This is a genomic window from Caballeronia sp. Sq4a, from assembly GCF_023170545.1.
Taxonomy (GTDB): domain Bacteria; phylum Pseudomonadota; class Gammaproteobacteria; order Burkholderiales; family Burkholderiaceae; genus Caballeronia.
In genome coordinates this window covers 369562-384435 of the sequence record NZ_CP084252.1, presented here as the reverse complement: position 1 = coordinate 384435, position 14874 = coordinate 369562, and the positions used below count along the sequence as shown (strand labels likewise).

The 14874-nt window shown below is 61.1% G+C and carries 11 protein-coding genes; 5 read left to right on the top strand and 6 right to left on the bottom strand.

From position 1 onward, the window contains the following. Positions 1-366: 366 nt before the first annotated feature. A complete protein-coding gene (locus tag LDZ24_RS21310) occupies positions 367-576 on the top strand; it encodes a hypothetical protein (protein WP_248324083.1) in 210 nt (69 codons plus the stop codon). A gap of 203 nt (positions 577-779) precedes the next feature. Here the strand turns inward: LDZ24_RS21310 and LDZ24_RS21305 are convergent, their stop codons facing one another. Beyond that, positions 780-2153 (bottom strand): polyhydroxyalkanoate depolymerase, encoded by a 1374-nt coding sequence (locus tag LDZ24_RS21305; protein ID WP_248324245.1) that lies wholly within the window; start codon positions 2151-2153, stop codon positions 780-782. A 173-nt stretch (positions 2154-2326) separates the two neighbouring features. On the opposite strand from LDZ24_RS21305, the gene LDZ24_RS21300 reads away from it, so the two are divergent. The 4 genes from LDZ24_RS21300 (at position 2327) to LDZ24_RS21285 (ending at position 5974) form a co-directional block, all read left to right on the top strand. Next, positions 2327-2980, top strand: coding sequence for a glutathione S-transferase family protein (locus tag LDZ24_RS21300; RefSeq protein WP_248324082.1), 654 nt, complete (start codon positions 2327-2329; stop codon positions 2978-2980). A gap of 529 nt (positions 2981-3509) precedes the next feature. Continuing rightward, on the top strand, positions 3510-4034 hold the full coding sequence (locus LDZ24_RS21295) for a transposase (protein WP_248320380.1): 525 nt from the start codon (positions 3510-3512) through the stop codon (positions 4032-4034). After that, positions 4010-4363 carry an IS66 family insertion sequence element accessory protein TnpB gene (tnpB, locus tag LDZ24_RS21290; protein WP_045463971.1) on the top strand — a complete coding sequence of 118 codons (354 nt, stop codon included), beginning with the start codon at positions 4010-4012 and terminating at the stop codon, positions 4361-4363. The genes LDZ24_RS21295 and tnpB overlap by 25 nt, the downstream gene beginning before the upstream one ends. A gap of 30 nt (positions 4364-4393) precedes the next feature. Next, positions 4394-5974 carry an IS66 family transposase gene (locus tag LDZ24_RS21285; protein ID WP_248320381.1) on the top strand — a complete coding sequence of 527 codons (1581 nt, stop codon included), beginning with the start codon at positions 4394-4396 and terminating at the stop codon, positions 5972-5974. A 305-nt stretch (positions 5975-6279) separates the two neighbouring features. On the opposite strand, the gene LDZ24_RS21280 is transcribed toward LDZ24_RS21285, so the two are convergent. The 5 genes from LDZ24_RS21280 to LDZ24_RS21260 all read right to left on the bottom strand — a co-directional run bounded on the left by LDZ24_RS21280 (position 6280) and on the right by LDZ24_RS21260 (position 14604). Then, the gene (locus LDZ24_RS21280) at positions 6280-9057 is read right to left on the bottom strand and encodes an ATP-dependent Clp protease ATP-binding subunit (protein ID WP_248324081.1); all 2778 of its coding nucleotides are present in this window, start codon (positions 9055-9057) and stop codon (positions 6280-6282) included. 363 nt (positions 9058-9420) lie between these two features. Then, complete coding sequence (locus tag LDZ24_RS21275) at positions 9421-10011, bottom strand: hypothetical protein (protein ID WP_248324080.1); 591 nt, start codon at positions 10009-10011, stop codon at positions 9421-9423. Next, complete coding sequence (locus LDZ24_RS21270; RefSeq protein ID WP_248324244.1) at positions 10004-11206, bottom strand: zinc-dependent alcohol dehydrogenase; 1203 nt, start codon at positions 11204-11206, stop codon at positions 10004-10006. Before LDZ24_RS21270 ends, LDZ24_RS21275 begins: the two co-directional genes overlap by 8 nt. 1311 nt (positions 11207-12517) lie before the next feature. After that, positions 12518-12934: a hypothetical protein gene (locus LDZ24_RS21265; RefSeq protein WP_248324079.1), complete on the bottom strand. Its 417-nt coding sequence runs from the start codon at positions 12932-12934 to the stop codon at positions 12518-12520. A 413-nt stretch (positions 12935-13347) separates the two neighbouring features. Beyond that, entirely contained in the window at positions 13348-14604 is a 1257-nt protein-coding gene (locus LDZ24_RS21260) for an NRAMP family divalent metal transporter (RefSeq protein WP_248324243.1), read from the bottom strand. Positions 14605-14874: the final 270 nt, after the last annotated feature.

Here is a 14874-nt window from a genome sequence, read left to right as displayed (position 1 = left end):
ATTAGTCCATCGGATCGACTGGCATTACATCGAATGTTCGAGCGCTCTTCAGTGCCGCTTCGTGAAAACCGAATTGCCGCGATCCGTTCTCTTGACAGTCCGGTTCGGAACGAACATGCGACGATGGAAAGTCTGCAAGCGGAGCCGGGTTGATGACCGCTTTTGGCCGGTTACCGAAGATGGAGACCGGGGCGCTGAGCACCCCGACGCGATTTTCCTCGAACCGCCGCACTCAACCCGCCTAGGCCGTTCGGCCCTGGGCACGCCGAGCGTCTCTTGATGAAGTGCAACGGCCAGTCAACGCGCGGCTCTCGCCGACGTGCGATGTCCTCGGTGCCGTCGACGGGCGCGGCTCTCGCGGCGTCGATGGAAGGCATCTGGACACCATCAAGGCGATTCTTTGGCAATTCAGGAGCTGCGCGGGCAGCGGCGCGAACGAATCGCACTGTAGTCGGCGAACTCAATACACTGATCGCCTATCTCGCCGCCCATTTCGCCGCACCGGGCCACCCATTCGTGGTTGATGTTGGCGATATCGAACTATCGAACCTTCCCCGTTTCTCCCGATCCGCATGATGCGGATGCTCATGAACTGATTCAGCGCGCGGTGCTCTACTGGGTCGTCCGGCTGGAAGTGCGGAAGCGCACGGAACGCGAGCCGAACACGGCATGCGTCGTGATCGAGGATCGCAGCGAGGGGCTCGTTGACCAGGATCTCGAGGTGCTCAAGCACCCGTTCAAGCGTGGCGGCGGCGACGTTCCGCCGCTGGCGACTGGCGTTATTCGGGATCGGCGATCGCCTGTTTGTTATCGCCCTTGTTCGCCGTCTGCACCTGATCGTCGGCGACCGACGATTCGCGCGCGAGCGGCGCGATGGCGTGCAACGAGACGATCGGCTGGGTGCGCGCGTTGACGCCGGCCGGACTCGGCTCGTTGTCGTGAATCAACGCGCGAATACGCGGATAAATTTGCCGTTCCCAGCGCTTGCCGTTAAATACGCCGTAATGCCCGACGCCCGTTTGAACGTGATGCGCCTTCAGATAGGGCCGCAGCTTGTCGCACAAATCCTGCGCCGCTAGCGTCTGCCCGACGGCGCAGATATCGTCGCGCTCGCCTTCGACGGTAAAAAGCGCCGTGCGCCGGATCGCCGACGGATCGACCTGGCGGCCGCGCACTTCGAGTTGCTTCAAGGGCAGCGCGTGCCGCTGAAACACGTTATCGACGGTTTCCAGATAGAACTCCGCTGTGAGATCCATCGTTGCGAAATATTCCTCGTAGAAAACGCGAATCGCGTCGGCCTTCGCGACATCGCCCCTCGCACGCTGATGATGCATCTCCTCGAACGATTCGATGTGCCGCGCGAGATTCATCGACATGAATGCGCCCAACTGCACGAAACCGGGATAGACGCGCCGCATCGCGCCCGCGAAGCCGAACGGCACCATGCTGATGAGATTGCGTTCGAACCAGTCGATCGGCTTGCTTTTCGCGAGCTCGTTCACGCGTGTCGGATTCACGCGCGTATCGATGGGACCGGCCATCAGGGTCATGCTCGCCGGCTCGGCGGGATGCCGGTCCTCGGCCATCAGCGCAACTGCCGAGAGCGCCGCGACCGTCGGCTGGCATACGGCGAGCAGATGCGCGCCCGGCCCGATCGTCCCAATGAAATCGATGATGTGCTGCACGTACTCGTCGAAGCCGAAGCGACCATGCATCAGCGAGACGTCGCGCGGATTGCGCCAGTCGGTGATATAGACGTCGTGATCGGCGAGCATCGTCTGCACGGTGCCGCGCAAGAGCGTCGCGAAATGGCCGGACATCGGCGCGATGACGAGTACGCGCGGTTGTGCAACGGACGCATCGTCCTTGCGGAAATGGAGTAGATCGCAGAACGGCGTCGATGCCGCTACGTCCTCCACGATGCGCATCGTTCTTCCTTCGACTTCCACCGGCGCGATATCGAAAGGCGGCCGCGCGTGCGTAAGCCCGGCAAGCGCGATCTGTTCGCAGAACGCGCCAAGGCCGCGGCCTTGCGGCGCCTCCCCCACCTCCGTCCAGCCACGCAGCGCGCCTTCGATGAGCGAGGCGGCGTGGCGCATGGGCTGCGTGGAGTCGGACCAGAGCTGGTAGCCCGCGTAGGTGTACGGATTCATGGTCACAAAGGAAGGCAATAGCCATGCCATTCGACCTACCTACGACCATTGCGCGGTCGTGCAGGTGGCATAGGCTTTGCACCGATGCCATCCATGAGCGCGCTTGGACGCACATCGGTGCTTGCGCGCGCCGCGCTCGATCCATCTTGGTGCACGACGCTCGAGGAACAGTCATGGCGAACGCCACGCTCACGATCAGCAGCAAGAACTATTCGTCGTGGTCGCTGCGTGGCTGGCTGCTGACGAAGTTCAGCGGACTGCCATTCGAGGAAGTGGCGATGCCCGCCGACGATCCCGGCGCGCGCGCGGAACTGCTTCTGCTGTCGCCATCGATCCTCGTGCCGTGTCTCTTTCATGACGGCATCAAGGTCTGGGACACGCTCGCCATTGCGGAATACCTGAATGAAGTGTGCCCCGATGCCGGTCTCTTGCCGAAGGAACGCGCCGAGCGGGCGCACTGCCGCGCGATCTGCGGCGAAATGCATTCCGGCTTTGCCGCATTGCGCTCCGCTCTGCCGATGAACCTTAAAGCGCACTTTCCCGGCTTTAAGGTATGGGCGCGCGCGCAGACCGACATCGAACGGATCGTGACGATCTGGCACGAATGCCTCGCCCAGTATGGCGGACCGTATCTGTTCGGCGAACGAACGTGCGCGGACGCGATGTTCGCACCGGTCGTCACCCGCTTCGTCACCTACGACGTGAGACTCGACGCCGATATCGTCGCGTATGGCGAGCGCATTCTCGCGATGCCGGAGATGCGCCGCTGGATCGCCGATGCGCAACGGGAAGCCGAAGAAATCGACGAGTTAGATATCGAGTTTTAAATCGGCCGCGCGCGTGAGTAACGTTATACAGAAACCATCGAATGCCACGACAGAACGTCGGGCTAGGTCTGGTAACCAGCAAGTCCGACCACGCGAGGGGGCAGAAGCTGGCCGGGGCAGCCAGGCCTTAGCGAAAATTTATTGGTGATCGCTGTGCTCTGCAGCTTCCGTCGTTCGATCTGGTCGCCGGCGACTTCACTTCAGCGCCGCGACTATGTCACGAGCTCTTCGCCACCTCCCCGGCCCATCTTCGCGCCGCGCGCGGGACAAGGAAAAAACAGCGGTTGCGATCCCGCGCGCGTCCGTTCAACCACTTTCAACTGCTTTGCATTCGAACTCAGATGGTCCGCCTCGAACTTCATCGAGTGTGGGGTCAGCAACGTGCTCCTCACGCGGCGCGTTCCGTCAAGTGGCAGTTGTCAATATGCTAGACGGCCTTGTTGATCGTAAGCGGTCCATCTTCGACGTCTGGCAGTGAGCGACAGTAGCGAGGACCATAGGTGTCCACCTATCTTGGAGGTGGACACCTATGACTGGCATGGACTCAGAGTTGGCAGTAGTGCGTCGCAGCAGCGATGGCCGTCGCCGCTATGACGAAAAAAGTAAACGCGCCTTGATTGAAGCAGCACTTCGTCCCGGAGTATCAGTCGCCGGTCTGGCTCAGCAGCACGGCATCAACGCCAATCTGCTGCGCAAGTGGATCGCGAAGTACCTGGTGGAGCGCGAGAATGGCATTTCGCCAGCGTCGCAGCATAATGGCAACGACGAATACAACCCGCCTCAGCCCGACAAGTCGATTAATGACGTGGCCGTCGATCTGCCAGGGTCGCACCAACCCGTCCCGGTCGCGGTAAAGCCGTCTGCGTTCGTGTCGGTCGTTTCAGCGTCGCCGACACAACCGTCCACACCGCCATCGATGACACTTGCCTTGCATGTGCGTCTGTCGAACGGCGTCGAGCTTGAACTTGGCGGGGCAATCGCGACCATCGACGAATTGACGACCATGGTTCAGATTCTGGGGAGGATGCCGTGTTCCGGTTCGACGACGATCTGAAGGTCTATCTGCACCGCGATCCCGTTGATTTCCGCTACGGCATGAATAGCCTGTCGATTCTCGTCGAGCAGTCGATGCGCCTGAATCCGATGGACACTTCCCTATACATCTTCGGAAACCGGCGTCGCGATCGGATAAAAATCCTTGGCTGGGATGGCAGTGGTTTCTGGCTTCTCATAAAGCGATTGGAGAGAAGCCACTTCATCTGGCCCGACAACAAGGCTGAGATCGTGACGATGACCACCAACGTGCTGCACGCGCTACTCGACGGCGATGACATCACCGCGATTCGACGGCATCCCAAGCAGGAATATCATCGCGTGAGCTGAACAGTGAGGCGGCGTGCAGGTCTAACCGCCATGCCGATCAACGTCACGATCACCGCCGAGGAACTGAAGGCGTTGCTTGCCGAGCGCGATGCTGCACGTGCATTGCGAGAGCAACAGGAGGCATTACGCGGCGCCTTGCGGCTCGTGACGGCCGAGCGCGATCTCGCTGAGGAGCGCCTTCGAGCCTATCGTCGCGAACTGTTCGGCGCGAAGAGTGAAGCACGAGATTCTGATCAACCTAGCTTGTTCAACGAAGCCGAGACGCTCGGCGCGAACAGCGCGCCCGCGCAGGAAGACACGCCGGAGACGACGGTCGCCGCGCACAAGCGCAAGAAGCGCGGTCATCGCAAGCCGCTTGATCCGAATCTGCCGCGCGAGGTCGTGCGACACGAACTGCCCGAAGCCGAACGCTTCTGCACGAACGATGGGCACGCGCTCGTCGAGATAGGCGCGGAGATCAGTGAGCAGCTCGATGTGATCCCCGAGCAGCTTCGGGTGATCCAACACCAGCGCATCAAATATGCGTGCCCATGCTGTGACCTCGGCATCAAGGTCACGCCGGCGCCGCCGCGCATCATCGCGCGCGGACTGTTCAGCGAATCAGCGCTTGCATGGATCGCCACCGGCAAGTATCAGTTCGGCATGCCGCTGTATCGTCAGGCTGGTTTGCTGTGTCGCTTCGGCGGTGACATCTCGTCGAACACGATCGCCGCCAGCATGGTTCGCGTTGGCCTCGCGACCCAGCCCGTGATCAACTTGATGCGCGATGCGTTGCTCGAGGCAGAGCTGATCTACTGCGACGAAACAACGTTCCAGGTACTGAAAGAGAAAGGGAGAAAACCACAAACGAAGAGCTACCTCTGGGCGCAGATGACCGGCTCGGGCGTCCCTATCCGCTGCTTCAGCTATACACCTGGACGCGGCGCCAAGCTGGCCGACAAGCTGTTCACGGGCATCCGCAAGGGCGCCGTTCTAGTAACTGACGGCTACGAGCCCTACAACGACATCGCTCAACGCTACGACCTCGTGCACCTCGGATGTTGGGCGCACCTGAGGCGGTACTTCATCAAAGCGGAGGACAACGTGCCCAAAGTCGCCCGTTCGCCCGATCTGCTCGCGACACGCTTCATCACGCTGATCGGCAAGCTGTTCGCTGCAGAGGCCCGCTCTAAGAAATGGAAGCCTGAGCGACGACAGCGATTGCGACGGCGATACAGCACGCGCATCCTCGACGCCATCTACGCCTTGGCGCTCGCGCAGTCGCCCGGCATCGTGCCAAAAAGTCTGCTTGGAAAGGCACTGACCTATCTACGCGAGCAGTGGCCGAAGCTGATCCGCTATGTCGAGAACGGCAGTTGGCCTATCTCGAACAACCCTTGTGAGAACGCGATTCGCCCCTTCGTCGTTGGGCGCCGTTCATGGCTTTTTAGCGACACGGTTGCAGGGGCAAACGCTAGTGCAAACCTCTACAGCCTCATCGAAACGTGCAAAGCCGGCGGCATCGATCCTTATCGTTACCTCCACTGGTTATTCCAGCGCCTTCCGCTGGCGAAGACCGTCGACGACTACGACGCGCTGCTTCCCTGGAAGATGCCCGCAGATCTCCGCTGACCCACTTCGCTATCACGTATCACGGCGCTCTACCACCTTACTCTGAGCGGCGTCGTTCGTGGATCGCTTACTGTTGATCTGCTTCGCCGAGTCGAGCGGTTTCCCGTACTGGCCGGGACGCGGCCGCCGGAGAACGCATCAAACGACCCGATCCCGCCGTTCGACGCTAGACACGCCGAGCGTCTCTTAACGCGGTCCTGCGGCCAGTCGCCCGCGATGCCCACCGACGCTGTGCGCTTCGATCACAAGGCGTCGACGGGCTTTACGGCCCGGCTCCTTGACGACAACGCTGGGACAGGCCGCGTTCAGGGTTCGTCGCCGGCCGAATCTTTCGCGGGTTCCGCCGGCCTGGCCCCGCTCTTCTTGCTCGCCGAGCCGGCCTTCTTTTGCTTCGGCTTCGCTTCGTCCTGGACCTTCGCGAACGTGATCGTGTCCGTGTCCTCGTCGTAGTTCACGTCTACCGCGTCACCCGGCTTCAGTCTGCCGCTGAGCAACTCCTTCGCGAGCCGGGTCTCCAGTTGCTGGCGGATCTGGCGTTTGAGTTCACGTGCGCCGAACTCGGGCCGATAACCCACATCGGCAAGATGATCGATGACGGGGTCCTGCACCCTGAGCGTGATGCCCTGAGCCGCGGCCGTGCGCGCGACGCGATCGATCTGTATCTGCACGATCGCGCGAATGTTCGCGCGCGAGAGCCCATGGAACACAATGACTTCGTCGATGCGATTCAGGAACTCGGGGCGGAAGTGGCCTTTCAGCACGTCCATGAGCTGCGCGCGCATTGCGCTCTCGGTGTCACGGTCCTTTTCGGTGCGCTGAAGGTTGTCCATGATGATGGACGCGCCGAGATTGCTCGTCGAGATGAGGATCGTGTTGCTGAAGTCGACGACGCGGCCCTTGCCATCGGTCAGACGGCCATCGTCGAACACTTGCAGCAGCACGTTGTTCACGTCGGGATGCGCCTTCTCGATTTCGTCGAGCAGTATCACGCAGTACGGACGGCGGCGCACGCGCTCGGTCAGTTGCCCCCCTTCGTCATAACCGACGTATCCGGGGGGCGCACCGATCAGCCGCGCGACCGCGTGCCGCTCCATGTATTCGGACATGTCGATGCGGATCACCGCCTGCTCGTCGCCGAACACGGTCTCCGCCAGCGCCTTCGCGAGCTCGGTCTTGCCGACGCCGGTCGGTCCGAGAAACAGGAAGGTCGCGATGGGCCGGTGCGCCTGTCCCATGCCCGCGCGCGACAGTCGCACCGCATCGCTTACCGCGACCACCGCTTCGTCTTGTCCGATCACGCGTTCACGCAGCTTGCTCTCCATTTCGAGCAGCCGTTCGCGTTCTTCCTGCGTGAGTTCAGTCACTGGAATGCCGGTGAGACGCGACACCACTTCCGCGACCGCTGCCACCGTCACTTCGAGCGTCTCGGATCCGGTCTTGCGCTGCCATGCCTCGGTGAGTTCCTCGAGCTTCGACTGCTTCTCGTTGATGCGCTCCTCGAAGTTCTTCGCTTCATCGAAACGCTTGCGCGACGAGGCGTAGTCCTGCTCCCGCTTCAATTGCGCCATTTCGGCTTCCAGTTCCTGGATCTCGGGCGGACGCGACTTCGAGCCGATTCGCACGCGTGCAGCGGCTTGATCGATGAGATCGATAGCCTTGTCGGGCAAATAGCGCGATGTGACATAACGATCGGACAACTCGGCCGCCGCGACGAACGCGTCGTCGGCAAACGTGACCTGATGGTGTGCTTCGAGCTTGTCGCGCAAGCCGCGCAGAATCACGATGGTCTGCTCGACCGTCGGCTCCGGCACGAGCACCGGTTGAAAGCGCCGCTCGAGCGCCGCATCCTTCTCGATGTACTTCTGGTATTCGTTGAGTGTCGTCGCGCCTATCAGGCTCAATTCGCCGCGCGCGAGTGCCGGTTTCAGCACGTTTGCGATGTCGAGCCCGCCCTCGCCGCCGCCCTGCCCTGCGCCGACTATGGTGTGCAACTCGTCGATGAACACGACGAGTTCGTCTTGCTTGGCCGTGATCTCGTCGATCAGCTGCTTCGCACGCTCTTCGAATTCGCCGCGATACTTCGCACCCGCGACCATCGAATTGATGTTTATCTCGATGAGCCGCTTATTGCGCAAATCTTCCGGCACGTCGTCGTTCACGATGCGCTGTGCCAGCCCTTCGACGATCGCCGTCTTGCCCACGCCCGGCTCGCCGATCAGCACCGGATTATTCTTCTTGCGCCTCGCGAGCACTTCGATAGTGCTTTCTATTTCCTGCGCACGCCCGAGCACCGGGTCGAGCTTGCCCTCGCGCGCCATCGCGGTGAGATCGCGGCCGAACTTGTCGAGCGTCGGCGTGCCGGTTGGCGTATTGACCCGGCCATCTTCCGCGCCCTTACCCACGATCTTCACCACTTTCTGGCGAAGGGCTTCGGGCGTGACGCCGTATTTACCGAGAAGCGTGCCCGCGATGCTATCGGGGACAGCCGCAAGCCCGATCAGCACATGCTCGGGGCCGACGTAGGAGTGCCCCAGTTCGCGCGAGGCTTGGAACGCATGCTGAAAGGCCTTCTTCAAGCGCGGCGAAATGGTCATCTTTTCGACCGGTGTATCGGGATCGGCTTTCCCCCTTTGTGCGTGCTCGTCGATATAGCGACGAATGTCGTCGGCCGAGAGCTTTAGTTCCTTGAAGAGTGCCTGCACGACATCCATGGCGGCGAGCACGTATAGGACCTGTTCCGTGTCGAGCTCGGTTTTCCGCAATTCGTGCGCCTTTTCGGCAGCGCGTTGCAAGAGCTCCATCGTCTGCTCGCTGAAGGCGTCGGTCACGTCGACGGACTCGCGCGGCACCGAAGCGACCATATCTTCGTTGTCTTCGTCGCCCGCGCCGTCCATGTCGCCTATCAGACGCGACAGGCCTCCGCCGCCCAATAGAGAGTCGAACGGATTCAGCATGGTTTGATGCCGCATCAACTGACGGTAGTCGTACTCGCAAATCGACATGGATTTGCGTCGGCCGTTCTGCACGACAGTCACCTGCGCAACCGCCGGACGGGCATGGCAAATCTCGCAAAGAGCTGGCATATCATTCGTCTCCGGTTCCGGGCGATCCGATACATATGGCGCAGTGCTGACTTCTTTCGAACCGCCTGGTGTCGAGGGTCATCTTCTCATGCGTGTTGGTCGAGCCTGTCGCTCCAGAAAGGCGCAGTCGAGTGCCCAAAGGAACGTAGCAGGGTGCCTTTTTGTGCGTGATCCTGACCACTCCAACGGCTATGCGGGCAGCAATGGGCATTCCGCTGGACGCCGTCTTTGTGGCGGCGGCACCGCTCACCGCTCGGTCATCGGCATAGCCGACAAACTGGCCGGCTGCTGCGCAGATGCCCTCCCGGACCGCGTGTGCCATGACCTAAGCGACGAAAGCAGAATGCGAACCGGCCCGCGGGGTTAGTAACGCGTGCGGCGTTTCCGCAGCAGCACAATTCCGCCGACAACCGCGGTGGCGATAAGCGCCTTGCGCACCAGGCCGGCCGGGTTGTAGCGCAGTTCGGAACGGATGCCCATTTCGCCGAGCACATTGGGTGCGTAGCCGTGCCGCAGGTCGTCGACGATGCCTTCAACCACGTTGACGCGGTCGGCGGCGATTAGCATCAGCCAGTGGCGGAGATCGTTCTCCGGCAGCTTGTACGCAACGCGCCTTATCGCGCCCGACAGCCATTTCGGCGGCTGGGCTGTACCGAATAGCGGCGTAATGCCCGGCCGCTCCGGCGAATAGAACACCTCGACGGTCTGCGCCTGCTGCACCGGCTGTCCCTGCGGCACGTGAATGAAGCGTGGCGGCGTGCGCTCCATCGGGATGGCTGGACGGTTCTTGTGGTCGAGGTCCGCGCCCCAGCCGGGGATGCGCTGCAGCTCATCGCGGGGCGGACTGTGCCGGTTAAGGTCGTAGTCCATCTGGCGCTCGCAGTCGACGTGTCCGTGGTGTTGCGGGTTGCGCCGCTGCTCGGCAAGATCGCGGCGCGCGATTTCGTTATCCATGGCTGCTCCTTCGGTGAGCGACGCTGGTCACCATCGAGCGCGCCGAGCCGGCACGCGGAGGAATCAGCACAGGTTTGATGCAGTTGTCGTACTTGCTCGCGAAGACGTGGTACGCGTCCGAGGCCTCTTCCAGCGGCACCCGGTGGGTAATGATCTCTTTCGGGTTCAAATGCCCTTGGCGGATGTGCTCGATGAGGTGCGGTACATGGCGCTTGACTGCCGCCTGGTTCATCCGCATCGTGATGCCCTTGTTTAGCGCGTTGCCGATTGGGACCGCGTTGAAGGTCGGTCCGTAGACCCCGATGATCGACACGTTACCGGCCTTGCGCACCGAGTTGATGGCCCAGAACAGCGCGGTCGCCGAACCCGCCTGCATCATAGTCCAGCGTCCGGTTAAAGTTTGCGTCAGGCTGCCCGCCGCCTCGCAGCCGACCGCATCGATGCATACGTCCGCGCCCAGCCAGTCCGTCATCTTCTTAATGTGCAAGGCCACGTCGCTCATCTCGCGGAAATTGATGACTTCGCAGGGAGCGTAGCGGCGCACGAAGTCGAGCCGGTAGTCGATATGGTCGACCACGATCACGCGCCCGGCGCCGAACAGCCAGGCCGATCTGGCGGCGAAGATGCCTACCGGCCCGGCGCCGAACACGACCACGGTATCGCCCTCATGAATGTCGCCCATCTCGGCGGCCTGATAGCCGGTCGGCAGCGCGTCCGTCAGCAGCACCGCGTTGTCGTCGTCGATATCGTCGGGCACCTTGTACGGTCCCACGTCGGCCATTGGCACGCGCACGAATTCCGCTTGGCCGCCGTCGTAACCGCCGGTGGTGTGCGAGTAACCGTAGATGCCGCCCACCGCAGTCGCTTCCGGGTTGGTGTTGTGGCAGTTACTGTATAACTCACGCTGGCAGAAAAAACACGAGCCGCAGAACAGGTTGAATGGCACCAGCACACGATCGCCCGGCTTGAGGGTCTCGACCGCAGAGCCCACTTCTTCGACAATGCCGACGATCTCATGGCCGAAGGTATGTCCAATGCGCGTGTCGGGCACTAGTCCATGGTACAGGTGCAGATCCGAGCCGCAGATGCAGGCGCGCGTCACGCGGACGATGGCGTCGCCTGGATGCTCGATCAGGGGATCCGACTTATGCGATACCCGGATGCGGTACGGTCCGCGAAAGTTTGTGGCTAACATAAAACCTCCTTTCAGGATTTCCACGGTCCCGCACGAGCGTTCGTCGTACCGTCGCGTGCGCTCTTCGTTATGCCAAGGACCGTGCTCCAGCTACGTACTCGCGGGCGCCAAAGCCGAAATCCTACCGGTCATGCGTTTAGGTTGGTGCCTGCGGTGTGTTGGTGCCTGCGGTATCTCGCTGCCGGCCACGGCTCGCATGACGCGGACGTTCCCGCATTCGTCGTGCCGTCCTTGAAGCCTCTTCTCATGTTGACTACATGACCTTGATGCAGTCCTGGAGCCGCCAGAGCGGGGGGCATCAGCCCGCTTGCCGATGATTGCTTCAGTCGCACGCGGCCCAATGCGTCGGTTAGACGGGCATCCATCTCACCACTTCAATGCGTGTCGCACTTTCGAGACGTAAGCCACCGGTGTACCGCGTTTAACAAGCGCATTCGGCGATGCTTTCCCGTCCCCCGTTCGCTCGGTCGCGCAACAACGCAGGCCCGTCGCTCGGCCACGTATCTTTCCAAGAAGCGCTGAAGGTCATCAGGCGTTGGATGCGTGCCCCATTCACTGCCTTCCGCCACCGAGTTCAAAGCGATCCATGAGTCAGGAGGATCAATATCTTCGACGACTGCTGCGTCGCTCGTGATCCGGATTCGACCCGACGACACGTCGAAGTCAGCCGCGACTTCTTGATCGCCTACCATCACCACCGCTGCCACCGTCTTCATTTTCCTGCGACCCCAAGCGTCGATGCGCTTGCACTGCTCAGTGCAACATGCTTCAACTAGCGTAAAGCGCCTAAAACAATCTGATGCCGACGCATCCTATGAAAAAGGCGTCGATCCCAACCGCGACTCCGGCGACCGGACCGCAGTCCAGCCCGGAATACGCTTTGCTCGAAGCCGACTGAGGCAACAACCAAACGGACAAGGTGACTAACATGCAAGAAACTCCGAACGTAGAGGCGCAGGATCAAAGCAAAGAAAATTCGCCAATAGAACTGTCCCCGTTCGCGGTCGAATCGACCCCGTTAGAGGGCCAATGTTTTTGGAACGGACAGGTTTATTCGAGCGGTGCCTTTATCTGTACTCCGTCAGGCAGATTGATGTGCAACAAAGGCTCGTGGTGGCCGGCCGGAAGCTGTTAAACCGCCCCTTGTTGGGATGATGCTCACTTTGCCAACAGAGAGCTAATGCCTGCTCCGTTCGAACTGGGCAACGAGTCACCGCAGCTAACGCGGACGCCGAGTATGCGGGCGCGGTAAAGCCCCACGAACTCAGCGGCGACTGGTTTGCGCGCTTCGCCGATTCCAGCCGGAAGCGGTCATGCGTGCCTCAACGCTCTGTACGGAGAACGGATCCACCGCCCTTTTTCAGCGCGTGCTGCAAGCGCCCCATGAGCACATAGCGTCTCGACTATTTGCATGGCGGCAAGCGGGCACCCGCCGTCGCGGACGGTCACCACGACGCGGCTCAGCCTTACTGACTGCGGCGCCTCTTGCAGCAACAAACCGGCGGCCGGAAAGTGGCTTCCCAGGTGCTCGCCGTGCGCTACGTATTCGGCCTCTTCAAGGCTGTGTGCTTCAACTGGAGCACCGCCCGATTCCGCCCGGGTAGCTACTGACTTGCCCCGACTTCCGACGTGCACACGATCCGTGTTGATGCCGTCCGTCTTCAGCGCCTCAACAGCATCGTGGGCATCGCGGCTGCATCGGAATATTGCGATCACTTCAACGAACATGCGCTTTGACCTCCTGAAAAGAGCTAAAGATCGCCAGTTGCGGCCCTCATTTCGGTCCCAGATCCCAGACACTCGGGACCGGCTGTTCAGACTGACAACGAGGCGAGTCAACGCCGCCCCCGTTTATTGATTGCGAAACGGGCGGCGCAGGCAGCGTCTCAAATTGTTCCAAAATCAATTCTGACTCTCGGTGCTCCATTAGCGGCTCCTACTGTGCGTGAACGGGTCAATCCGTCGGAGCAAAGGGAATTCCTGCAAACCGTCCGACGGCGCCAAACCGAGACGTGCCTTGTAGGTACGAGATGTCGGCGCACGCAGGCAATGGGCGCCCCGTTCGGTAAGAGAAGGTCTAGTTGACACGTCAATTGCGGAGCCTATAGGTCCATACTTGTGCTCGCTGATTCCCTCGGCGTTTATCGCAGCACAAACATACCTACTGCGGCTATCACCATCGCGATGGTCGCGAGCCATCCACCCCAGGCCAGCACGCCACTGACGGCAAACTCGCCCATGATGCGGCGGTTCCCTGCCATGATCATCATGATGATCATGATCGGCACGGCGGTTAATCCATTGACCACCGCACTCCAGTAGAGCGCCTGGATCGGATCGAAGTGCATGAAGGTGATCGCCACGCCGCCGACGATCGAAAGCGCGATCACCGCATAGAACTCGCGAGCGAGCGTAAGATGCAATGCAAGGCTGCTGCGCCAGCGAAAACTGCCTGCCGCGGCATAAGCGGCCGATCCGGCAAGCACAGGAAGCGCCAGCAGCCCCGTACCGATGATGCCTACCGCGAAAAGGACGTAGGCGAAACGCCCGGCAATAGGCTCAAGTGCTCGCGCAGCGTCCGCCGAGGTTTTGACGTCGATCTGATGAACGTGAAGCGTCGCAGCCGCGGTCAGCATGATGAAGAACGCGATGAGATTCGATACACCCATGCCGATCCAGGTATCAAATGCGATCCGGCGCAGCTGCGACGGCGCCTGACGCGGCACACGGCGCAGTGGCCCTTGAGACGGCCTAGCGCGCACTTCCTCCACTTCTTGCGACGCCTGCCAGAAAAATAGATAGGGACTAATGGTTGTGCCTAGCACGGCGACCACCGTCGTCAGGTAGCCCGATGTCATCGACACACGGGGCAGTACGATCGCCTGCACCACGTCCCGCCACTGCATCGGCACGATGAGTGCAACGATGACATACGCAAAAAGCACAAGGGCTGCCCATTTGAGAAGTCGCGCATACCGGTCGTATGAAACGAATATCTGAAGGACGGCCGACAGGCCGCCGAGCAAAACAATGAAGACTTGCTGCGGACCATGAACCAGCAGTCCGAAAGCGGCGCCCATTGCAGAGAGGTCGGCGGCAATGTTGATCACATTGGCCACCATGAGAAGAACGGTAACGGCGTATGCGAGCCACTTGGAGTAGTGCACGCGCATGTTGGACGCCAAGCCCTTGCCTGTCACGCGGCCAATCCGCGCACTGACTAGCTGTATAGCGGTCATGAGCGGATACGTCAGCAAGAGCGTCCACAGCAGGTTGTAGCCGAACTGGGCGCCAGCTTGCGAATATGTGCCTATGCCCGACGGGTCATCGTCCGCAGCCCCTGTGATAAGCCCTGGACCCAGCCGCCGGGTCCACGATCGTTCCACCGGATCATCGATAACGCTCTCCGAATCAAGGCTCTGGGCCTTGAGCTCATTCGCGTATCGCCGCTTTCCGCTAGCTTCTCTGGCACGGGGCTGTCCTCAAAGCTACCTCAACACAGAACCCATGCTGTGCTCAAAGTCAGGCCGAGATGTGCGTTCTCATCAGCAGCCACCGTTGCGAGTGAGCGGTTGTATCGCTCGCGATCGGGTTCGGTGCTCAGCAACGCGGCAATGGCAATGCGAACAGCATTAGCCGTTCCGTCCAACGCCTCTTTTCTAGCTGCG